The sequence below is a fragment of the Rhodopila sp. genome, from assembly GCF_965276935.1.
Classification (GTDB): Bacteria; Pseudomonadota; Alphaproteobacteria; order Acetobacterales; family Acetobacteraceae; genus Rhodopila.
Map to the genome: position 1 here is coordinate 872650 of NZ_CBDIBS010000003.1, position 22507 is coordinate 895156.

General features: G+C 64.9%; 18 protein-coding genes. 10 read left to right on the forward strand and 8 right to left on the reverse strand.

What is annotated here, in order from left to right:
• The first annotated feature begins 122 nt into the window (after positions 1–122).
• Together ACQY4S_RS11855 and ACQY4S_RS11860 are read left to right on the forward strand one after the other, a co-directional pair.
• Positions 123–1121, forward strand: coding sequence for an ABC transporter ATP-binding protein (locus ACQY4S_RS11855; protein ID WP_428485405.1), 999 nt, complete (start codon positions 123–125; stop codon positions 1119–1121).
• Entirely contained in the window at positions 1118–1330 is a 213-nt protein-coding gene (locus ACQY4S_RS11860) for a hypothetical protein (protein ID WP_428485406.1), read from the forward strand. Before ACQY4S_RS11855 ends, ACQY4S_RS11860 begins: the two co-directional genes overlap by 4 nt.
• Before the next feature lie 100 nt (positions 1331–1430).
• Here ACQY4S_RS11860 and ACQY4S_RS11865 read toward each other — a convergent pair whose 3' ends face one another.
• From ACQY4S_RS11865 to ACQY4S_RS11875, 3 genes are all read right to left on the reverse strand, one after another.
• Positions 1431–1841, reverse strand: coding sequence for a response regulator (locus ACQY4S_RS11865; protein WP_428485407.1), 411 nt, complete (start codon positions 1839–1841; stop codon positions 1431–1433).
• 339 nt (positions 1842–2180) lie between these two features.
• Complete coding sequence (locus ACQY4S_RS11870; RefSeq protein ID WP_428485408.1) at positions 2181–2729, reverse strand: hypothetical protein; 549 nt, start codon at positions 2727–2729, stop codon at positions 2181–2183.
• Position 2730: 1 nt separating this feature from the next.
• Positions 2731–4086 (reverse strand): FliI/YscN family ATPase, encoded by a 1356-nt coding sequence (locus ACQY4S_RS11875; RefSeq protein ID WP_428485409.1) that lies wholly within the window; start codon positions 4084–4086, stop codon positions 2731–2733.
• 164 nt (positions 4087–4250) lie between these two features.
• Between ACQY4S_RS11875 and ctrA the strand changes: the two genes are divergently transcribed.
• The 8 genes from ctrA to ACQY4S_RS11915 all read left to right on the forward strand — a co-directional run bounded on the left by ctrA (position 4251) and on the right by ACQY4S_RS11915 (position 15017).
• Positions 4251–5003 carry a response regulator transcription factor CtrA gene (ctrA, locus tag ACQY4S_RS11880; RefSeq protein WP_428485410.1) on the forward strand — a complete coding sequence of 251 codons (753 nt, stop codon included), beginning with the start codon at positions 4251–4253 and terminating at the stop codon, positions 5001–5003.
• A 108-nt stretch (positions 5004–5111) separates the two neighbouring features.
• Complete coding sequence (gene dapF / locus ACQY4S_RS11885; RefSeq protein ID WP_428485411.1) at positions 5112–5942, forward strand: diaminopimelate epimerase; 831 nt, start codon at positions 5112–5114, stop codon at positions 5940–5942.
• Positions 5939–7171, forward strand: a complete 1233-nt coding sequence (gene mtaB, locus ACQY4S_RS11890) for a tRNA (N(6)-L-threonylcarbamoyladenosine(37)-C(2))-methylthiotransferase MtaB (RefSeq protein WP_428485412.1) — start codon at positions 5939–5941, stop codon at positions 7169–7171. The genes dapF and mtaB overlap by 4 nt, the downstream gene beginning before the upstream one ends.
• Entirely contained in the window at positions 7171–8097 is a 927-nt protein-coding gene (gene ftsY, locus ACQY4S_RS11895) for a signal recognition particle-docking protein FtsY (RefSeq protein ID WP_428485413.1), read from the forward strand. Before mtaB ends, ftsY begins: the two co-directional genes overlap by 1 nt.
• Before the next feature lie 108 nt (positions 8098–8205).
• A complete protein-coding gene (locus ACQY4S_RS11900; RefSeq protein ID WP_428485414.1) occupies positions 8206–8469 on the forward strand; it encodes a type II toxin-antitoxin system ParD family antitoxin in 264 nt (87 codons plus the stop codon).
• Positions 8351–8764 (forward strand): type II toxin-antitoxin system RelE/ParE family toxin, encoded by a 414-nt coding sequence (locus ACQY4S_RS11905; RefSeq protein WP_428485415.1) that lies wholly within the window; start codon positions 8351–8353, stop codon positions 8762–8764. Before ACQY4S_RS11900 ends, ACQY4S_RS11905 begins: the two co-directional genes overlap by 119 nt.
• A 246-nt stretch (positions 8765–9010) precedes the next feature.
• Complete coding sequence (locus ACQY4S_RS11910; RefSeq protein ID WP_428485416.1) at positions 9011–11878, forward strand: site-specific DNA-methyltransferase; 2868 nt, start codon at positions 9011–9013, stop codon at positions 11876–11878.
• A gap of 4 nt (positions 11879–11882) precedes the next feature.
• Positions 11883–15017: a BPTD_3080 family restriction endonuclease gene (locus ACQY4S_RS11915; protein WP_428485417.1), complete on the forward strand. Its 3135-nt coding sequence runs from the start codon at positions 11883–11885 to the stop codon at positions 15015–15017.
• A gap of 29 nt (positions 15018–15046) precedes the next feature.
• On the opposite strand, the gene ACQY4S_RS11920 is transcribed toward ACQY4S_RS11915, so the two are convergent.
• Genes ACQY4S_RS11920 through dusB form a run of 5 tightly spaced genes read right to left on the reverse strand, consistent with a single transcriptional unit; the run spans position 15047 to position 22485 of the window.
• Positions 15047–16444, reverse strand: a complete 1398-nt coding sequence (locus ACQY4S_RS11920; RefSeq protein ID WP_428485418.1) for a sigma-54-dependent transcriptional regulator — start codon at positions 16442–16444, stop codon at positions 15047–15049.
• Positions 16434–18776: an ATP-binding protein gene (locus ACQY4S_RS11925; protein WP_428485419.1), complete on the reverse strand. Its 2343-nt coding sequence runs from the start codon at positions 18774–18776 to the stop codon at positions 16434–16436. The genes ACQY4S_RS11920 and ACQY4S_RS11925 overlap by 11 nt, the downstream gene beginning before the upstream one ends.
• Before the next feature lie 33 nt (positions 18777–18809).
• Positions 18810–20267 carry a nitrogen regulation protein NR(I) gene (ntrC, locus tag ACQY4S_RS11930; protein ID WP_428485420.1) on the reverse strand — a complete coding sequence of 486 codons (1458 nt, stop codon included), beginning with the start codon at positions 20265–20267 and terminating at the stop codon, positions 18810–18812.
• On the reverse strand, positions 20264–21397 hold the full coding sequence (locus ACQY4S_RS11935) for a two-component system sensor histidine kinase NtrB (RefSeq protein ID WP_428485421.1): 1134 nt from the start codon (positions 21395–21397) through the stop codon (positions 20264–20266). The genes ntrC and ACQY4S_RS11935 overlap by 4 nt, the downstream gene beginning before the upstream one ends.
• A complete protein-coding gene (gene dusB, locus ACQY4S_RS11940; protein WP_428485422.1) occupies positions 21394–22485 on the reverse strand; it encodes a tRNA dihydrouridine synthase DusB in 1092 nt (363 codons plus the stop codon). Before dusB ends, ACQY4S_RS11935 begins: the two co-directional genes overlap by 4 nt.
• Positions 22486–22507 lie beyond the last annotated feature (22 nt).

Below are 22507 nucleotides of genomic sequence, written 5' to 3' on the forward strand. Positions count from 1 at the left end.
GGCTCCGCCCCTCGACCCCGCCAAGGGGCGACGCCCCTTGAAACCGCTTATGGGTGGGATCAAAGGGCCAGTGGCCCTTTGCGGGTCCAGGGCAGCGCCCTGGCCTTCCTGGCGAGCCTGTCATGACCGCCAAACGCATCGTCCTGGAAGCGATCGGCGTCTCGCACTTCTTTGATGTCTCACGCCCCTTCCTGCAACGCCTTGTGGCCCGCGAACAGAAGCGCCGATTGCGCGCGGTGGACGATGTGTCATTCGCCGTCCCAGCCGGCACCACCTTTGCCCTGGTCGGCGAGTCCGGCTGCGGCAAGTCGACCATTGCTCGCCTGGCGGTCGGCTTGCACGCCGCGACCATTGGTGAAATCCGTTTCGAAAACAAGCCTCTCTCCGCGGCCCGTGCGCAACCCGCGTTGCGCCGGCGGATGAACATGATCTTCCAGGACCCCTACGCCTCGCTGAATCCGCGCTGGCGTGTGCGTGACATCGTTGCCGAACCGATCCGCGCCTTCACCCTCGCCACCCGCCCAAACGAAGTGCAGGCCCGCGTCGGGTCCTTGCTTGCCGAGGTCGGCCTTACCGTGCGCGACGGTGACCGATACCCGCACGAGTTCTCCGGCGGGCAGCGCCAGCGCGTATCCATCGCTCGCGCTCTGGCGAGCGAGCCGGAGTTCCTGGTCTGCGACGAACCCACCAGCGCGCTGGATGTATCCGTGCAGGCGCAGATCCTCAATCTGATGCGCGACCTGCAGCGTCGCCTCGGCCTGACCTATCTGTTCATCAGCCATAACCTGGCCGTGGTGCGGCATATGGCGGACCGCCTGGGGGTCATGTATCTCGGCCGCATTGTTGAACTCGGCCCCGCCGAAGCCATCTTCCGCGGTCCGCGCCATCCCTATACCCGCCTGCTGCTGGAGGCGATCCCGGATCTGGAGCAGATCGGACGCCGCCGCACGCCGGTGGGCGGTGAGGTGCCAAGCCCCATCGCGCCACCCTCAGGCTGCCCGTTCCACCCACGTTGCCCGCTTGCCAACGAACGGTGTCGGATTGAAAAACCGGCCTATACCAGGACCGCTGGAGTCGAAGTCGCTTGCCATGCGGTCGAGGAAGGACGAGAGCGGGCATGAGGACCGAGGATGACCAGCAGGATCCCTCCGGCTCTCCCTCCGACCCCCAGCCCGCCTCCCCGTTGCGCGCACTGGTTGGGCTCGGCCTGATCGTTGTGTTGATCCTGGGGGTGCTGTTCGTGATGCAGCAGCTTCGCCACGCTTCGGCGATCCAGGATTGTGTCGCATCGGGTCGCAGCAATTGCGCGCCGATCGGTTCAGGACGCTAGACGTCGGGCTGGCCGCCAAACCTTTTGTGAGGAAGAATCACCGGCATCGGACGCGGTCGGCGGATCCTGCCAAAGCCGCGGCAACCCCCGAGAACATCACCTAATTGTCGAGCAGATCCCGAATTCGCCGAGCAACATGGCCTTGCAGATATGGCTTTTCGATCAGCCTGACGCCCTGCGCCAGATCCTGCGAAAGACTACGACTGTTATTGTAACCGGACGTGAGGATGACAGGGATATCCGGATGATGGCTGCGCAGCCAACGAGCCAGCCCGAACCCGTCCATCGAACCAGGCATCCGCACATCGCTGAATACCAGGCTCACTGGCACTGTTGCATCCAGCACGGCAATTGCTTCGGAAGCATCGCCCGCTTCCAGAACGTTGTAACCGCAATCCCGGAGGTATTCCGCAATTGGCATGCGCACCATCATGTCGTCCTCCACAACAAGGACTGTATAGGCGGACATGGAGTCCGAAATTGTAGAAGTATATGACATTATGATATCCATGATCTCAGATATAGGTAACTCAGCCGTCTAAATCGCGGTGCATGACTGGCAAATTCCTGTGAGGCTAACTTCAGCTAATTATTTCGAACATGTATGATCATGTGCTTCACCTCAACGAAATCCTGACCGTGATTCAGCATCTCTAGGCACGCGACCCTCTGCACCAGGTTTTCACCGCGAGACCGAAACTGCGGGGCGTCCTTCGGATCATGGGGCCGCAATGCATGTTTTCCGGATCAAGGGGGATGACAAGACAAGATTAAGTATGAGCTAAGGATGTTATTTCTGGTGTCTTATGTATCACGCCTTTCGTCGACATAGTCACAGCCTGGCACGTTGTTAACGATCATTCCCTGCTCCGCCAGCTTCCCACCGGGATTGCTCAAGCCCACGTGCGCGATGCTGCGCCCTGGCGACGTCATCCAGGTCATGAGCCTGACGCGCTTCAGCCGCTGCCCGTTGGGCGGTCCTTCGGTCTTCGATTAATTGCTCCGTTGCCTCCGCCGCTGAGCGGGCTGCGGCCAGATCGGCGCGCGCCTGCGTGCTTCGTGCTTCAGCGGCGGCAAGTGCTGCCACCGCGGCCTCCCGTCTTGTCCAGGCTTGATTGAGCCAGGCAGTGAACAGTTCCATGCCGTGCTGCTGCGCCATCGTCTGGTCCGCCACCGTGCGCTCCTGACGAACCGCCTGATCAATCGTGCGGACCGCCTCCATCGCCGCGGTTTCCGCGTTCAGGCAGATGACCAGAGCCTGGCGCGACTGATCGACGGCTCGCTGCCGTATGGTCAGCACAACCCGCAGTGGATCACGCCGCGACGGATCACCGGCTATCGGATCACCAGCCATCGGATTACGGGCCATCGGATTACGGGCCATCGGATTATGGGCCATATCAGGCTTCCATCGCCTGGTTCAGCCGCAGGAATGCATCATCGAAGCCGGTGATGTCGTGCCGCTCCTGCCGCAGGACGGCTTCAATGGCCGGCGTCAGGCGCAGCGCTTCATCCACCGCGGCATCACTGCCCGCACGGTAGGCCCCGAGCCGAACCATATCGATCATCTCCGCGTGCACCGCCAAAATCCCGCGCGCGCGCCTGATCAGCGCGGTCTGCCCTTCATCCAGGCAGCCCGCGGCAAGGCGCGACAAGGAGCGCAGGATGTCGATTGCCGGATAACGGCCGGCCTCGGCGATCCGCCGGTCCATCACGATATGCCCGTCCAGGATGCCGCGGACCGCGTCGGCGACCGGTTCATTGTGGTCATCGCCTTCGATCAGCACGGTGAACAACCCAGTGATCTGGCCGGCACTGCCGTCCGGGCGCTGCAGGCCGGGGCCCGCACGTTCCAGCAACCGGGGCAGTTCCGCGAAGACGCTCGGTGGATAGCCGCGGGTGGCGGGAGGCTCGCCAGTGGACAACCCGATCTCCCGCAGCGCAAGGCAGAAGCGCGTCACACTGTCCATCAGCAGCAGCACGGACAGGCCCTCGTCACGGAAGTGCTCTGCGATTGTCATTGCCGTATAGGCACATTGCCGGCGCATCAGCGGTGGTGCGTCGGAGGTGGCGACGACGACCACCGACCGTGCCAGGCCGTCGGGCCCAAGGTCGTCCTCCAGGAACTCCCGCACTTCCCGCCCACGCTCCCCCACCAGGGCAAGCACGACGATATCGCACGCGGTGCCCCGGGTCATCATCGACAGCAGCGTCGATTTGCCGACGCCGGAACCGGCGAACAGGCCGAGCCGCTGGCCCTGTCGGCAAGTGGCGAAGCAGTTGAGGGCGCGGACGCCGAGGTCGATCCGTGGTCCGACCCGTGCCCGCAGGATAGCGTCGGGCGGAGCGACGCGCGTGGGCCGCGCAACCGCGCCGCCTAGCAAGGCGCCCTTCCGGTCGAGCGGCGCGCAGAGCGGATCGATCACCCGGCCAAGCAAGCCGGGACCAACATCGATCATGCCGTGATACCGGGTGAGAAGTTCCGCCCGGGCGCCTGGCCCAAGGCCGTCCAGCGGTGCGAATGCCATGGCTTGGGCCAGCCGGTTGCGGAAGCCGATCACCTCGGCCGGCACAATTCGGCCATCGCGTGTGCATAAATCAAGCCGGTCGCCAACTGCAATCAAGCCGCTGACGCCGTCGATCTCCACCAGCAGTCCGTGCAGATTGACAACCGTGCCACTGATGCTGGCGATAGGAATGCGACGAAGCAGCGCGGAGGACGCGGTTAGCCGATCGTCGAGACTATGATTTCTCATTTAGACATCATGATCTAATTAACATTAACGTTCCTGAAATATTCTGGACCAGGCGCCTGTTGGTGATGACGCGAGTAAAAATTTACACCATCAGGTAAACTTTTCGATAGCTAAAAACACGCTATAGTGCTAATTGCTAATTCGTGATTGTTAAGGAGGGGCGGATGCGCGTCCTGCTCGTTGAAGACGACCTGATTGCGGCGCGAGGCATCAACCTCATGCTGAAAGCCGCTGGCGTGATCATGGATCAGACTGATAGCGGGCAAGAAGCGCTGGAGCTCCTGCGGCATTATGAATACGACATAATTCTGCTGGATCTGGCCCTGCCGGACATCGAGGGGTTCGAGGTGGTACGGCGCATGCGCATCTCCCGCAACGACACGCCCGTCATCATCCTGTCGGGTCTGACAATGCCACAGGCGCGGGTGAAAGCGCTCAGCCTCGGTGCGGATGATTTTATCACCAAGCCATACGACAAGGCCGAACTGCTGGCACGGATGCAGGCGATCGTCCGTCGCAGCAAGGGTTTTAGCCAACCTTCCGTCCGCTTGGGGCCGTTGGAGCTGAACCTGGATAGTCGCGAAGTCACCGTCGCCGGCAAGGATGTCCGCTTGACCGGCAAGGAATACTCCATCCTGGAACTGCTGGTGTTGCGTAAGGGCATGGTGCTGACCAAGGAAGCGTTTCTAAATCATCTTTACGGCGGGATGGATGAACCAGAGGTTAAGATCATCGACGTTTTCGTCTGCAAGCTGCGCAAGAAACTCGCGCATGCCGGCGCCGACAACATGATCGGGACCATCTGGGGCCGCGGCTACATGATCCGCGAACCGGCGGCGACGGTAATGGAAGCTTTCGCGCCGGCCGCACCGGCCTATGCTCCGCTGCGTGTGCCGCGCCTGGCACCCGTCGCCTGACCCTGACGCCCTGACGCCCTGACGCCCTGACCGGCGCCACATGTCCGGTGCACGACACATGTGGCGCCGGACATGGCGCAAGACGACTAGGCTCTCTATATCTCCGGCATGACCACCGGCTTCGTCAAGATGCACGGCTGCGGCAACGATTTTGTCATTCTGGACGAGCGTCCCCACCCGCTTGACCTGACATCCTCGCGCGCCGCCGCCCTCGCCCACCGCCATACCGGAATCGGCTGTGACCAGCTTGTCGTGATCAAGTCCGGCGAACCGGATGCTGACGCCTTCATGCGCATCTATAATCCGGACGGCTCGGAAGCTGGCGCCTGCGGCAACGCCACACGCTGCGTGGCAGCGATGCTGGCGCGCGAGACCGGCCGGCAGGCGCTTACCATCCGCACCATTTCGGGCGACCTGCCTTCGCTCATCCACGCCGATGGCCAGATCACGGTCGACATGGGGTTGCCACGCCTGGACTGGAGCGACATTCCGCTGCTTCGCCCCATGGATACGCTGCGGCTTGATGTATCGGCCGGCCCTGTGTCCGGCCCGGCCGCCACCAGCATGGGCAACCCGCACGCGACCTTCTTTGTCGAGGACCTGAACGCCGTGCCGATCGAGCGCGTCGGTCCATTGCTGGAGCATGACCCGATCTTCCCGCAACGCGCCAACATCGGTTTCGTGCAGGTGCTGAACCCCGACGCGATCCGCCTGAAGGTCTGGGAACGCGGCGCCGGCCTGACCCTGGCTTGCGGCTCTGGCGCCTGTGCCGCATTGGTGAACGCGCATCGCCGCGGCCTGGCGAACCGCCGCGCCCAGGTCATTGTCGACGGCGGCACGCTGGTTATGGAATGGCGCGACGACGGCCACGTGCTGATGACCGGCCCAGTCGCCACCACGTTCCATGGCCAGGTCGACCTGGAGGCGTATTCGCCATGACAGTCGAAATCTTGACCTTCGGCTGTCGCCTGAATGCCTATGAAAGCGAGGTCATGCGCGCGCTCTCCGCCCACGAGCCAGCCGCCACCGTGGTCGTCAACACCTGCGCCGTCACGGCCGAAGCCGAGCGTCAGGCTCGGCAGGCGATCCGCCGCGTGGCGCGCGAACAGCCGGAGGCGCGCATCGTCGTCACCGGCTGCGCCGCGCAGATCGATCCCGCCGCCTGGGCCGGCCTGCCCAACGTGCATCGTGTATTGGGCAACGACGACAAGCTGAAGCCGCAGAGCTGGGCGCCTGGCGCTGGGTCGGCGGTGTCCGACATCATGACGGCGAAGCAGACCGCGGCGCATTTGGTCACCGGGTTCGCCGGCCGGGCGCGGGCGTTCGTGCAGGTGCAGCAGGGTTGCGACCATCGCTGCACGTTCTGCGTCATCCCGTTCGGACGCGGCCCCAACCGTTCAGTTCCGATCGGCGCCATTGTCGATCAGGTGCGGGCGCTGATCGCAACCGGCTACCAGGAAATGGTGCTGACCGGGGTCGATATTGCCTCCTTTGGTGCGGACCTGCCCGGCGCGCCAACCCTTGGACAGATGATCCGCCGGGTGCTGGCCCTGGTGCCAGAATTGCCGCGGCTGCGGCTATCTTCCCTTGATCCCGCCGCCATCGACGACGACCTGTGGCGGCTGATCGCCGAGGAGCCGCGGCTGATGCCACATCTGCATCTGTCGTTGCAGGCGGGCAGCGACCTGATCCTGAAGCGGATGCGCCGGCGGCACTCTCGTACCCAGGCGCTCGCGGTCATCGCCCGCGCCCGTGACCTGCGGCCCGGCATCGCCATCGGCGCCGACCTGATCGCCGGCTTCCCGACCGAAAGCGACAACCTGTTCGCGGAAACCTTGGCCTTCGTGCGGGATGCCGCGGTGCCTTACCTGCACGTGTTTCCCTACAGCGAGCGGGCCGGCACACCGGCGGCGCGGATGCCGCCGGTGCCAAAGCCGGTGCGGCGCGCCCGTGCGGCCCTGTTGCGCCAGGCGGGGCAGACCGTCGCCGAACGCTTTCTGGCAGGCCAGGTCGGACGAGAGGTCTCGGTGCTGACCGAGGCGGACCACGCCGGCCACACCGAACACTTCGCCCCGGTCCGGCTGACGGCGGCGGCCTCGCCGGGGACCGTGCTGGCGGCGCGGGTGATCGGCACGGCGGCCGGCGCGCTGCTGGCGGAGGCAGCCTGATGGCGCTCGGCGGATTCTTCTCGCGGCTGAAGGAAGGCCTGTCGCGCAGCACGCAGAAGCTGTCCGGCGGCATCACGGCGGTGTTCACCAAGCGCCGGCTGGACGAGGCGGCGCTGGAGGAGCTGGAGGAACTGCTGATCTCCGCCGACCTTGGCACCGCGGCGGCGCAGCGCGTCATCGCCGGGTTCCGTCGCTCGCGCTTCGGCACCGAGGTTACCGATGCGGAGGTCAAGCAGGCGCTGGCCGAGGAGATCGCGGCCATCCTGACCCCGGTCGCCGTGCCGTTGGTGCTCGATCCGGCGCTGAAGCCGCATGTCGTGCTGGTGGTGGGCGTGAACGGAACCGGCAAGACCACGACCATCGGCAAGCTGGCGCAGAGCTATCATGAGCAAGGTCGGCGCGTGGTGATGGCGGCCGGCGACACGTTCCGCGCCGCGGCGGTGGAGCAGTTGCAGATCTGGGGGGAGCGGACCGGCACGCCGGTCATCGCCGGCGGGGCGAATGCGGATTCGGCCGGCCTGGCGTTCGATGCGCTGACCCAGGCCAAGGCGACCGGGGCGGATGTGCTGCTGATCGATACCGCCGGGCGCCTGCACAACAAGGCCGCGCTGATGGATGAGTTGCGCAAAATGATCCGCGTGCTGCGCAAGCAGGATGCGACGGCGCCGCACTCGGTGCTGCTGGTGCTGGATGCGACTACCGGTCAGAACGCCGTGCAGCAGGTCAAGGTGTTCAAGGAGATGGTCGAGGTGACCGGCCTGGTGGTGACGAAACTGGACGGCAGCGCCCGCGGCGGCATCGTGGTGGCGCTGGCGGAAGGCTTTGGACTGCCGGTTCATGCCGTGGGTGTGGGGGAAAAAGCCGGGGACCTGCGGCCGTTTGATGCTGGGGATTTCGCGCGCGGGCTGGTGGGGGCGGAGGCGTAATTCTGATCCGCTGTCTTACCTGGCAGCCTCGCTGAGGTTCTTGACAAGAGCATGCATCCCCCAATTCTTTACCGCTACGGTGGTTTGGTCCCTGAAGGAAATTGTTTGTTGCCAGGCACCTACGCACTCGATGAATATTTTGATTCGTTCATACAAGCCCAACTTGCCAGCGGACGCTACACGGACGCGAACGAAGTGCTCCGGGACGCGTTGCGACTGTTGGAAGATCGCGAGCGCAGACTCGGTGCGCTGGATGACGCAATCGAGCGTGGATTGGTCGACATCAAGGCTGGTCGCATACACGATCTCGACGAGGTGTGCAACGAACTGGATAAGGAACTCGCGGCTCTTTCTGACCGCCAGGCGGTATAGGATTGTCCTCTCGCAAGAGGTTAGAACCAGCCTACGTGAAATCGCTTTCTACATCGCGCTGGACAATCCAAACCGAGCCCGATCGTTCGTGCGCGAACTTCGGACGAAGGTGCTGGACATCGGCAACATGGCTCGCGCATTCTCGCTTGTTCCACGCTATGAGCATCATGGTCTCCGGCGCCGGCCCTTCGGGGCCTACCTGATCTTCTACCGCATTAAAGGCGATCAGGCTTTTATCGTGCAGATCCTGCACGGCGCCCGGGACTATGAGGCGCTGCTGTTTCCGGCCGGATGAAGCTTGCCCTGAACGGTTCTATACAGTAACAACCGTATTCGTCTTCCCGGTGGATTGGGAAGCATAGCTTTGCGCCGCACGCCGATCCCCGCTGGATGCTCGGGTGGATATGGCAGTGCCCGGTTGAGCAATGGGAAAGCCATGCCCCGTCAGTGGGACGGCAATGGTTCATTTAAAACCGTGAAATGTCGCTAATTCAGCGCGGGCGAATGCAACTTTTGATTGCGGGACTGAACATATCGGGGCATGTTCATTGCAGTTATTTATCGTTGTAACTTTTTATCAAAAGAGGCTCTCCCGGCCATGCCCCGTCTCCAACGCGCTGCGCAGACCAAACCTGCCGAGCTGGCCTCCGCACCGGCCTCGAAGGTGTATCGGCACGCGCAGAAGGCCGTCAGCCGGCCGGAGGCGGGGGCAGCGCCGCGCTTTCGGGATAAGCGCGAGAAGGCGACCTACCGCTACGACAGCAGCCTGTCGCCTGCGCTGGATTGGGATACCAATCCCGCGCGAGAGGTGGCGGCCTGGCTGCTCGCGGCGATCGAGGACAGCGCCCGGCTGCCTGGCCAGACCTTTCCGGAGGCGCGCGTGCTGCGCGGTGCCGACGGCAAGGCACTGCTCACGGTCGCGGGCTTGCAGGACGCCCTGACGGCGCTGAAGCGCATGCAGGCGCCGTTTCTGGATTGGGCGGGCAAGGCCGAGCGGCTGTCCTTTGACGTGCCGACGCTGCCGCTGTTCGTGCACGAGCGGTTCTCGACCGAAGCAATCATCAAGACGTTCGAAGGACACCGGCGGCTGGCGCCGCAGTCGGACATGCATGCGCTGTTCGCCGACCCGAAGATGCCGATGGCGCAGCAGGTCAACGCCTACACGCACCACGGCGACTGGGTGAACCGGATGGTGCTCGGCGATAACCTGTCGGTGATGAACTCCTTGCTGCGCTACGAGGGGCTTGGGGGGCAGGTCCAGATGATCTACATGGACCCTCCCTACGGGGTGAAGTTCGGCTCCAACTTCCAGCCCTTCGTGCGCAAGCGCGACGTAAAGCACGGCGACGACGCGGATATGACCCGCGAGCCCGAGATGGTGCAGGCGTATCGGGATACGTGGGAGTTGGGGCTGCACTCCTACCTGACGTATTTGCGCGACCGGTTGATGGTGGCGCGGGATCTACTGACGCCGAGCGGCAGTGTGTTCGTGCAAATTAGTGACGAGAATGTGCATCGGGTGCGGGATATACTCGACGAATTATTTGGTGAAGAGAATTTTTGCTCGGAAATAAGTGTAGTCAAAGCCGGCGCGTTAGGCGCAAATCTGGTTGCGACTAGAAACGATTACTTGCTTTGGTACGCCCGGGATAAAGCTAACGCGTTCTTCAAGGATGTTTTTGTTCCCAAATCCTTTGGTGACGACGCTGCGTACAGACTTGTCGAGCAGGCGGATGGCATAACGCGATCCGTCACTGAGGAGGAAATCCGCACAGGCGTTCTTCCACAGAATGCCAAGCTATTCCGCTTTGTATCTCTTACCAAACCGGGGCCGGGCCAGCGGTATGACATCAAGTTAAATGACAAAGTATATACAGCGGGAACCCGGTGGTGGGGTTTTCCGCCCGAGAGTATGGAGAAGCTAATCAAGGTCGGACGCGTGAGAGTGCAGGGTAACACTTTATCCGCTGTTCGATACTTAAATGACTTTCCGGCAAACCCACTCGATAATCTTTGGACGGATACCGGAAGTGGTAGTGCGATGGATAAGCTTTACGTAGTCCAGACTTCCACGAAAGTAATCCAACGTTGTATTCTTATGACTTCAAGGCCGGGTGACCTCGTCCTGGACCCAACTTGCGGCTCCGGCACCACTGCGTATGTCGCTGAGCAATGGGGGCGCCGCTGGATCACGATTGACACTTCGCGCGTACCGCTCGCACTTGCCCGGCAGCGCATTCTGACAGCAACCTTCCCATGGTATCGCCTACGTGACGAGACATCCGGCCCTGCCGCCGGCTTTGTTTATACCCGTCGCGAGAACAAGAAGGGTGAGGAAATCGGCGGCATCGTGCCGCACATCACCCTCAAATCCATCGCCAACAACGAGCCCCCTGCAGAGGAAGTACTCGTAGACCGCCCGGAATCCGACAACACCATCACGCGCGTCAGCGGCCCCTTCGTCGTCGAGGCCGTACTTCCAAACCCCCAAACGCTCGACGACGAGGACGCGACCGTGCCGCCTCAGGATGCGCCGGGCGACCACGTGGCGCGCATGATCGAGGTGCTGCGCCGCTCGCCCGAATTGCGCCTACCCGGCGGTGCCAACGTCACCCTGAAATCCATCCGCCGCCCCGCTAAATCCCTCTCGCTTTCGGCCGAAGCCGTGGTCGAATTCGAACCCGCGTCCAATGCCGTTTCGCTCTCCGCTGCCGCCACCCCGGCACAGGACGCGAACCCAGCCACCCTGCCCGTCTCCCCGCGCCCGGTCGCCGTCCTGTTCGGGCCGCCGAACGGCGCCGTGACCGCCAAGGGCGTACTCGACGCCGCCAAGGAAGCGAACGCCAAGAACTTCACCCACCTCTACGTCATCGGCTTCGGCTTTACCGCCGAGGCGCAAGCCGAAATCGACGCCGGCGAGGACGTGCTCGGCCTGCCCGCCAGCCGGGTGACCGTGACCCATGACCTGCTCATGGGCGACCTGCTCAAGACCCAGCGCAGCAGCCAGATCTTCGCCATCGCCGGCAGCCCCGAGGTCGCCGTCATCCCGCTGCCTGACGCCGCCGAGGACGACACGCCACGCTGGCAGGTGCGCCTGCTCGGCCTCGACACCTTCGACCCAACCAGCATCAAGCCGCACCACCTGAACGGCGACGACGTGCCGATGTGGATGCTGGACACCGACTGGAACGGCATGGCGTTCAGCGCCGACCAGGTCTTCTTCCCCCGCACCAGCGCCTGGGACAACCTGAAAAAGACGCTCAAGTCCACCCACGACGAAACCGTGTGGGACCACCTCGCTGGCGATCTGTCGGCGCCCTTCGCCGCCCCTGCCGGCACCGATGTCGCGGTGAAGGTCCTGGATGACCGCGGCAACGAGCTGCTCAAGATCACGCGCCTCGGGGGCTAGGATCATGAGCGGCTTCGAGGTCTCGACCCCGATCCTGAACGGCCCGTTCGACGAGCCCGAGCAGCATTGGCTGCTACAGGAAGGCGTGCCGCCGGTGCAACAGCCGGGACGACGTTCCGCCGGCTACTACTTCCGCGACCCGGGCCGCGGCGTGCAGGACGGCGGCGGCAGCCGCGGTGTATGGCGCGAAATGCCGCTGGTGAACCTCATTCGCGACCGCGTGCGCGAATGGCGCTTGGCCGGCCGGCCCGGCATCACCGGCGTCACCGCCGAACTGTTCCTATGGTGGGAACGGGAAGGCCGCCACCCGCGCCTGTTCTTCGCCCAGCGCGAGGCGGTGGAAACCGTCGTCTTCCTCACCGAGGCCCGGCAGGACTTCCTGCAGGGCATCGCGATCCCGCGCGACGAGCCGAGCGAGGCGCGGATCGGGGAGGGCTATGCAGGGTTTGAGCGCCGCTGCGCCAAGATGGCGACCGGCTCGGGCAAAAGCACGGTGGCGGCCATGCTCGCGGCCTGGAGCATCCTGAACAAGGTTGCCGACCGAAGCGACAAGCGCTTCAGCGACACGGTTCTGATCGTCTGCCCGAACGTGACGATCCGGCGTCGGCTGAACGAACTCGATCCGGCCGAAGGCGAGGCGAGCCTCTACCGGGTCCGCGACCTGGTGCCCGAAAGCATGATGCCGGACCTCATGCACGGCAGGGTGATCATCACCAACTGGCACGTCTTCGAGCCGCAGACACCGGGCGGCGGCGGGGCACGCGTCGTGAAGGCGGGGGTGCCCAAGGCCACAACGGAGCGGATCACGGTCGGCGCGAGGACGACGGCCGCACACGGCAGCCGCCACTACACACACGAAGCCTATGACGCCGCGCGCGCGGCAGGCGAACTGGACGTGAAGGCGGAGGCGTTGGACGCCACGGGCGCGGTGATCAAGGCAGAGGTGCGCGCCACGCGATACGTCGAGAGCGACTCGGCATTGGTCAACCGCATCCTGGACCGCACCGGCGGCAAGCAGAACATCCTGGTCATCAACGACGAGGCGCACCATGCCTACCGAATCCCACCCGAGGAAGCGGACGACGAGGACGGCACCGCGGATGGCGCCGGCAACAGCGGTTCCGAGACCGAGGACAAAGACGCCGAGAAAGCCGACCGCAAGCAGGCCACGGTCTGGATCGACGGCCTCGACAAGGTCAACAAGGTCCGAGGCATCAACTTGTGCGTGGACCTGTCGGCCACGCCCTACTACCTCGGCCGGATGGGGGACGCGACCAACACCGTGTTCCCATGGGTGGTCAGCGACTTCGGCCTGACCGATGCCATCGAGAGCGGGCTGGTGAAGGTCCCGCAGCTTGTCGCGCAAGACGACACGGGCGCCGCGATGCCGGCCTTCTTCAACATCTGGGCGTGGATACTCACGAAACTCACCCCGCAGGAACGTGGCGCCGCGCGCGCCAGCCCGGACGCCAACGCGATCCTGAAATGGGCGCACACGCCGATCGCGATCCTGGGCGGCATGTGGGCGAAGGAACGCGAGTCGTGGGCGGAAGGTGACGACAAGCGCCCGCCCGTCCTCATCCTGGTTGCCAAGAACAAGAAGATCGCCAAGGCGCTGTTCGAATGGATCGGCGAGGGCAGCGCATCACCTGGCGTCGCACCCCTGAGCATCCCTGGCCTGCGCAACGAGGACGGCCGCGTGAACACCATTCGCGTGGACACCAGCGTGGTCGCCGAAACCGACAGCGATAACGCCAAATTGGACGACAACCGCTGGATGCGGCTCACCCTCGACACGGTGGGCAGCACGGCCTGGCCGGTGGACAAGCAGAACCGTCCGATCTACCCGGAAGGCTTTCAGGAGCTTGCCGCGAAGCTGCACCGGCCGCTGCACCCACCCGGCCGCGACATCCGCTGCATTGTGTCTGTCGGCATGCTGACCGAGGGCTGGGATTGCAACACCGTCACCCACGTCATCGGGCTGCGGCCGTTCCAGTCCCAGTTGCTGTGCGAGCAGGTCGTCGGCCGCGCGCTGCGGCGGCGCTCCTATCAGATCGGCAATGATGGAAAATTCGAGGAAGAGGTCGCCAAGGTTTTTGGCGTGCCCTTCGAGGTGGTGCCGTTCAAGGCAAGCAATGCGACACCCAAACCAAAGCCGCCGCACCAGCGCATCTACCCTGTGCCCGCGAAGGCGCGGCACGCCATCACGCTTCCCAACGTGGTCGGCTACCAGATGGCCGTACGTGACCGCATTGCGGTCGCGGACTGGACCACGGTGCCGACGATCAAGCTCGACCCCATGGACCTGCCGCCGACCTCGGCGCTGGCCGCGACACTCAACGTCACAAGGCCCTCGGTGAACGCACCGGGCGGCGTCGCCGTGGCCAGCCTGGCGGCGTTCCGCGAGCGGCACCGCGAGCAGGAACTTGCCTTCCAGATGGCGGCCGACCTGACCCGGCTGTATGCTGGGCAGCCGACGTGTGAAGTGCCCGTGCACGTGCTATTCGGGCAGGTGCTGAAGATCGTCAGGCGGTATATCGCCGAAAAGGTGAAGCCGCTGCCACCCGCCGACCGCCTGGACGCGTTCCTTTCGCCCTACTACGGCTGGATCATCGAGCGGCTGCTCGGCGCGATCCGACCTGACGCAGAAGCCGGAGAGACCCCAGAGGTCCCCGAAATCGACGAGGACCGGCCATTGCGCACGGCCGACATCTCGGTGTTCACCATCAAACCGGTGCGCGAGGTCGTGCGCAGCCACGTGAACCTCTGTGTCTTCGACACCCTCAAGTGGGAGGAGTCCGCTGCCTATATTCTGGATCAGCACCCGACGGTGCGATCTTTCGTAAAGAACGTCGGCCTAAGCTTCACGATTCCCTATCTGCACAATGGCAAATTGTCGGGCTACATGCCCGACTTCATGGTTCGCCTCGAAGCCGAGGATGAGCGGTATCTTATCGTGGAGATCAAGGGCGCGGACCGGGAAGGCACCGCCGAGGTCAAGGCACAGGCGGCGCATCGTTGGTGCGCCGCCGTTAACGCAACCAAGCGCTTCGGCCACTGGGAATACTGCTTGGTGTATGAAGTTCCAGACCTGCTGCCCCGACTTGATTCGCTGCAAATTCCGGAAATGGCAATATAGAGAGCGGCTGGCACCCTCGCCGGGAGCGCCTACCCCCCAACCCGCTCCTCCGAATTCACTCCCAACTGCTTCAGCTTGCGGTGCAGCGCCGACCGCTCCATCCCGACAAACTGCGCCGTCCGGGAAATATTCCCGCCGAACCGCAGCAACTGCGCATGCAGATACTGTGTCTCGAACAGATCCCGCGCCTCGCGCAGTGGCAGCGACATGATATCCGCCGTCGGGTCGATGTTCAGCAGCGCCGGCGCGCGAGAACCGATCTCCGGCGGCAGCATGTCGGCGCGGATCGGCTCGCCTGCCGTGCCGGGAGCCATGATCAGCAGCCAGTCCATCAGGTTGCGCAACTGCCGCACGTTGCCCGGCCAGTCATAGGCCTGCAGCGCGGCCAGCGTGTCGGCGGACAGCGCCCGCACCGGAATGCCCGAACTTTCGGCCGAACGACCGATGAAGGACAACGCCAAGGTTGGCACATCCTCCCGCCGTTCCCGCAGCGCCGGCAGCTTCACCGGCACCACAGCCAGCCGGTAGTAAAGATCCTCGCGGAACCGCGCGGCGGCGATCTCGGCCTGAAGGTCGCGGTTGGTGGTGGACAGCACCCGCACATCGACCTTCACCCGCGACGATCCGCCCAGCCGCTCGAACGTCTGGTCCTGCAGCGCGCGGACGATCTTGCCCTGCGTCTCCAGCGGCATGTCGGACACCTCATCGAGCAGCAAGGTGCCCCCATGCGCCCGCTCCAGCACCCCCGCTCGGCGTGGATGCGACACCGGGTCGGCGCCAGCCTCCAACCCGAACAGCTCCTCCTCGAACCGGCCTGGGTTCAAGGTCGCGCAGTTCATCACCACGAACGGGCCGGAGGACCGGCGCGACCGCCCGTGGATCATCCGCGCCACCACCTCCTTGCCGGATCCGGCGGGACCGGAAATCAGCACGCGTGAGCCGGTCGGCGCCACCCGCTCCACCTGGGAACGCAACTGTCCGATCAGGCCGGACTCACCGGTCAGCGTTGCCGGCGGCCCGGCCCGCAGCCGCAACTCGGCATTCTCCCGCGCCAGCGCCGCGGCTTCCAGCGCCCGCCTGACCGACAGCAGCAGCCGATCCGATTGAAACGGCTTTTCAATGAAATCATAGGCGCCCTGCTGGATCGCGCCGACCGCCATCTCGATCGTGCCGTGGCCGGAGATCATTACCACCGGGACCTGCGGCTCCTCGCTGTTCAACGTCTCGAGCACGCCCAGCCCGTCCATCCGGGAGCCTTGCAGCCACACGTCCAGCACCACCAGGGATGGCCGGCGCTCGCGGAACGCCCTGACAGCCGCCTCGGAGTCGCCGGCGCCGCGGGTTTCGTAGCCTTCATCCTGCAGGATACCGTCGATCAACATGCGGATATCGGGTTCGTCGTCGACGATCAGGATCTCATGCGCCATGAGACACCTTCATCTGCTGCTCCACGCCGGCAACCGTGCCCGTCGCCGGTTGACCCTGGCCCAGCGGCAGGAACAGGCTGGCCATGGCGCCAGGGCGGCCGTCGGGCCGGTCATCCAGCAGCAGCTTGCCGCTGTGATCTTCCATGATCTTCTTCACGATCGCCAATCCCAATCCGGTCCCTTTCGGCTTGTGCGTCACGTACGGCTCCGTCAGACGCGATCGGTCCGCCTGTGGCAAGCCTATTCCATCGTCCGTCACGGTAACCCGCACGCCCTCCGGCACGTCCTCCACCGCAACCGCGATCCGGCCGGCACCGTCGCGCTCGTCCTTTGGCCGCATCGCAACGGCATCGGCGGCATTCTGCAGCAGATTGGTCAGCGCCTGGCGCAGCATCCGCCGGTCGCAGGGCACGACGGGGCCGCGGTCGGGGATGTCCGACAGCCATTCGATGCCGGGCCGCGCGGTCTTCTGCAGGACCAGGGCTTCACGAACGATACGGCCGACATCCTCGGGCTTTATCACCGGCTGCGGCATGCGCGCGAAGGCCGAGAATTCGTCCACCATCCGGCCGATATCGCCGACATGGCGGATGATCGTGTCGGCACACTGCGCGAAGGTGTCCGGATCGGACTGGATTTCCTTGGCGAAGCGGCGCTTCAGGCGTTCCGCCGACAATTGGATCGGCGTCAGCGGATTCTTGATCTCGTGCGCAATACGGCGGGCGACGTCGGCCCAGGCCGCCTTGCGCTGCGCCGATTGCAGTTCGGTGATGTCGTCGAATGTCACGACAAAGCCGTTTGTCCGGCCACCCGACAGCTCCGCACCGATCCGCACCAGCAAGGTGCGGCGACGGTTCGCCGGTCCGATCTGGATTTCGGCAGTACGCGCGCGTTCGGGCGCGGCCGCGACCTCGGCGATCAGGCTGGCGAATTCCGGCACCGTCTGCGCCAGTGGCTGGCCGATCGCGGTCAGCAGATCAAGCGACAGCAACTCGTCGGCGGTGCGGTTCGGCAGCTCGATCCGGGCCTGCGCGTCCAGGCCGATCACGCCAGCCGACACGCCGGCCAGGACAGTCTCGGTGAAACGCCGACGCTCGTCGATCTGGCTGTAGGCTTCCATCAGTTCGGCACGCTGCGCCGTCAACTGGCCGGTCATGCGATTGAAGGCCCGCGACAGGCCGGCGACCTCGTCACCGGTGGCGGCCTCCTTCACCCGGACATTCAGATCACCGCTGCGCACCCGCTCCGCCGCGTTGATCAGGGTGCCGATCGGGCGGGCGATCGAGTTCGCCATGACCAGCCCGATCAGGCCGGCGGCGAGCAGCACCAGCAGGGCGACGATGGCGAAGATCCAGGCAAAGGCGATCTGCAGCCAGGATCGGTTCTGGTCCAGGCGCTGATACTCCGAGACGGCCTGTTCGGTACGGTGCATGTAGGCCAGGATCGCCGGATCGATCGGACGGCCGATCATCAGCATCAGCGGCGGGGTGGACTCCAGGCGAACCACCGCCCGGACGCGGGTGTTGTCACCGCCATCTAGCACCGCGACGTCGCCACGCATCGCCTGCTGGGTGGCCGATTGGGTCGGCGCCTCCACGCCCATGCCGACGAAGATGCCCGCCGCCGCCAGTACCTGCCCGGTGGTCGGCTCGTAGATGACCGCCTCCGTCAGGCCGCGCAGGGTCGTCTGGGTATCCAGTACCTCGGCGAACACCGTCGGATCGGCCGACAGGAATCGCCCGGCCCGCGCCAAGTCGTTCGCCATCTCCAGCGCGACGGCGCGAATGTTATTGCGATGCTCTTCCAGATAGCCGCGCGAGACCTGCAACGATTCCGCCAGCGATGCCCGCACCGGATCGTTGAACCAGGATTGAATGCCAAAGTGGAAGAAAGCCACGGCGAAGCAGGCGACGACGATGGAAGGCGCCACCGCCACGCCGCTGAACAGGAAGACCAGCCGCACATACAGCCGCGAACCGGCCGATCCACGCCGCCGTTCCACCCAGACGCGGGTCAGCCGGCCACCCAGCACCGTCCCCAGCAAAAGCAACACGGACAGGTTCGCCAGCACCAGCCCGACGCTGACCCCCGGCTTCCAACCCAGCGGGGAACCGCGGGCAAGGATGATGAAGGTTGCCAAGCCGACCATCAATGCCAGCGCCGTCAGCACCAACGTCACGCCCTTGCCCAGCAACACATCGCCCAATTGGCCGGCGCGGGAGGAGCGGGGCTCGGAAATGATGTTGGGCGGCTCCGCCGGCCGCGGCCCACGTTGCCCGGAGGATACGGTCATGTCCGGCGGCAGGCCTTCTGGTACGTCGTTCTTGGGCATGTCGTCTGCCTTTGGCGGCCGCCCGGCAATCATCTACATCAGGCCCCGCACGACCGGGATCTCCAGGTCGCGTATCTTCTTGCGCAACGTATTGCGGTTGAGGCCGAGCATGGAGGCGGCTTTTATCTGGTTGCCGCGCGTGGCGGCGAGGGTGAGGCGTATCAGCGGCCGTTCCACTTCGGCGATAATCTTGTCATAGACATCGGTGATGCCGACGCCATCGTTATGCGTGGCGAGGAAGTCCTTGATGTGCCGCTCCACCGCGCTGGACAACGTCTCCGGTCCATTGCCGGATTGGCCGGAAGATGTTGGCGTAAGCATCGGTGATGGATCAGTGAGTTCGGGCGCGATGACATCGGCGCCGATCACCTCCTCCGGGCACAGCGCGGCCAGCCGGCGCATCAGGTTCTCCAGCTCCCGCACATTGCCGGGCCAGCCGTGCTGCTTGAGCTGGTCCACCGCGCTTTGATCCAGGCTTTTGGATGGCAGCCCATCCTCCCGCGCGCGATCGAGGAAGTGACGCGCCAGCAGCGGGATGTCCTCGACGCGTTCGCGCAGCGGCGGCAGGCGGATTGGCACGACGTTCAGGCGATAGAACAGATCCTCACGGAACAGGCCCTGCCGGATGGCGGTGCGCAGGTCGCGATGCGTGGCGGCGATGATGCGGACATTGGCCTTGATTGGCTGGCGGCCGCCGACGCTGGTGAATTCACCTTCCTGCAGCACGCGCAGCAGGCGGGTCTGCGCCTCCGGCGGCATGTCGCCGATTTCGTCGAGGAACAGCGTGCCGCCATTGGCCTGCTCGAAGCGTCCCTGGGAGCGGTTGGTAGCGCCGGTGAACGCGCCCCGCTCATGGCCGAACAGCTCACTTTCGATCAGTTCCCGCGGGATGGCAGCCATATTGATGGCAACGAACGAGCCGGCTCGGCGTTTCCCATAATCGTGCAGCGCGCGGGCCACCAGTTCCTTGCCGGTGCCGGATTCACCGTTGATCATGACCGTCAGGTCCGCCGTCGTCAGCCGCGCGATGGTGCGGTAGATCTCCTGCATGGATGGGCTGCGGCCGATCAGCGGCAGGCGCTCCTCGGCGTCACGTGGCTCGCGGACGGCGATGGCCGCTTCCGACGGCTGCGCCAACGCTCGGCCGACCACCGACAGCAGTTCACGCAGGTCGAACGGCTTGGGCAGATACTCGAAGGCGCCGCGCTGGGTGGCCTTCACCGCGGTGATCAGCGTGGACTGCGCGCTCATGACGACGACGCGCAGATCGGGCCGGATCCGCTTGATGCGCGGGATCAGATCGAGGCCGTTCTCGTCCGGCATCACCACGTCGGTGATGACAAGGTCGCCTTCGCCGTCTTCTACCCAGCGCCACAAGGTCGCGGCGTTGCCGGTGCTGCGGACCTGATAGCCGGAACGTCCTAACGCCTGCGTCAGCACCGTGCGGATCGAGCGGTCGTCATCGGCGACGAGGACCGTGGGGAGTGTCATTGGTCGGAGTCCCTCTCGGTCACCACCGGCAGATGCAGGCGGAACTCGGTGCGGCCGGGGCGGCTATCCACTTCGATCAGGCCGCCATGATCGCCGACGATCTTGGCGACCAGCGACAGGCCCAGTCCGCTGCCGGTCGATTTGGAGGAGACAAACGGCTCGAACAGATGCGGCCGGATGTCTTCGGGAATGCCGGGCCCGTTGTCGCGCACGGCAACGACCAGCGGCAGGTCAAGTCTCGAGGTGCTGCCGGGGATGGCGACCCGCATGCCATGCTGGAAGCCGGTCGCCAGCGTGATTTCCGGATGGTGGACGCCTTCCACGGTGACCGCCTCGGCGGCGTTCTTGACCAGATTCAGCACCACCTGAACAAGCTGGTCCCGATTGGCCCAGACCGGCGGCAGCGACGGGTCATACAGTTCATGGAACCGAATGTGCGCGGCGAAACCGGACTGGGCAAGCTTGCGCACATGCTCCAGCACGCGGTGAATGTTGACCGCGGTGCGGGCGATCGGCTTTTCGCCAAAGGCTTCCATGCGGTCCACCAGGGCGCGGATGCGATCGGCCTCATCGCGGATCAATTCGGCCAGTTCCCGATCGGCCGGCCCGACGCTGGCCTCCAGAAGCTGCGCCGCGCCGCGGATGCCCGACAGCGGGTTCTTGACCTCATGCGCCAGGATCGCCGCCATGCCCGACACGCTGCGGGCGGCGCCGCGGAAGGCAAGCTGCCGGTCCAGCGCGCGGGCGGCGGAAGCATCCTGCATCACCAGCAGCACCGCGCCGGCTTCCTCCGGCAGCGGCGATCCCTGTACCGTGATGCCGCGCTTGTGCAGCCGGGGACTGTCAAGGTTCAGATCATGGTCGACGATGGTGGCTTCGGTGCCGCGCACCTGTTCGATCAGCAGGAAGATGGGGTTGTCGGCCGGGATCAGGTCGTTCAGCCGCAGTTGCGACAAGCCGGCGGCCGAGATGCCCAGGAAATGCTCCGCCGCCTGGTTGACCAGGCGAAACCGGTTTTCCGGATCCAGCAGGATCACCGGCACCGGCAGCGCGGCCAGTACGGTGGCGGCATCGGCGCCTCGGTTGCGGCCGGCCAACAGGCGCGAGGCGCGAGCGACGACGGTGCTCATGCCGCCTGCGCTTGCTGGACGTCGCCGCCCCCGGCCGTGGTGCGGCTGGCGCCCTGGCCGATCAGCGGATCGTAGAATTCATCGATCAGCCGCAGGACCTGGTCGGCATCCGGCAGTCGATTGACCGCGGCACGAAATTCGGCCGATCCGGCCAGACCACGCGAATACCACGACAAGTGCTTGCGGGCGAGCCGGACGCCGGGTCCAATGCCAAATTGGCTGAGCATCATGGCGTAATGCTCCAAAAGGATGGCTTTCTGCTGCTCCAGCGACGGTTCCGCCAGGCGCGCGCCGGTGCGCAGGAAATGCGCCACCTGGGCGAGGAACCAGGGCCGGCCGTAGCAGCCGCGGCCGATCATGACGCCGTCGGCACCGGCGCGGGACAGCGCGGCGGCGGCATCATCCTCGGTCAGTATGTCGCCGTTGACGATGATCGGAATGCGCACCGCCGCCTTGACCCGACGGACGAAATCCCAGTCGGCGACGCCGGTATAGAATTGCTGCCGGGTGCGGCCGTGGATGGTCACCATGCGGATGCCCACGTCCTGCGCGATCCGGGCGAGGTTCGGCGCGTTCAGGCTAGCATGGTCCCAGCCCATGCGCATCTTCAGCGTTACCGGTACCGGCACCGCATCGACAGTGGCCTGAAGGATCGCCGCGGCGGCCAGTTCATCGCGCATCAGGGCGGAGCCGGCAGCCTGGCCGACCGCGACCTTCTTCACCGGACAGCCGAAGTTGATGTCGATCAGGTGCGCGCCCCTGTCCACCGCCAGCCGCGCCGCCTCGGCCATCGCGACCGGATCGCAACCGGCGAGCTGCACGGCGGAGACACCGCCCTGCCCGTCGATCTCCGCCATGTCCAGAGTCCGGCGGTTCTCCCGGATCATCGCCCAGGATGCGATCATCTCCGACACGACCATCCCGGCGCCGACCTGCTTGGCGATGCGGCGAAACGGCAGATCGGTGACACCAGACATCGGCGCGAGGATGACGGGTGTCGCGATACGGACACCTTGGCCAAGATCGATGGGATGCAGATCGATCGTTGCAAGGGCAGGTGGTGTGATGTGTGAACGACAGTTGCCCATGATTTGGGCAAGCTAGCGACAC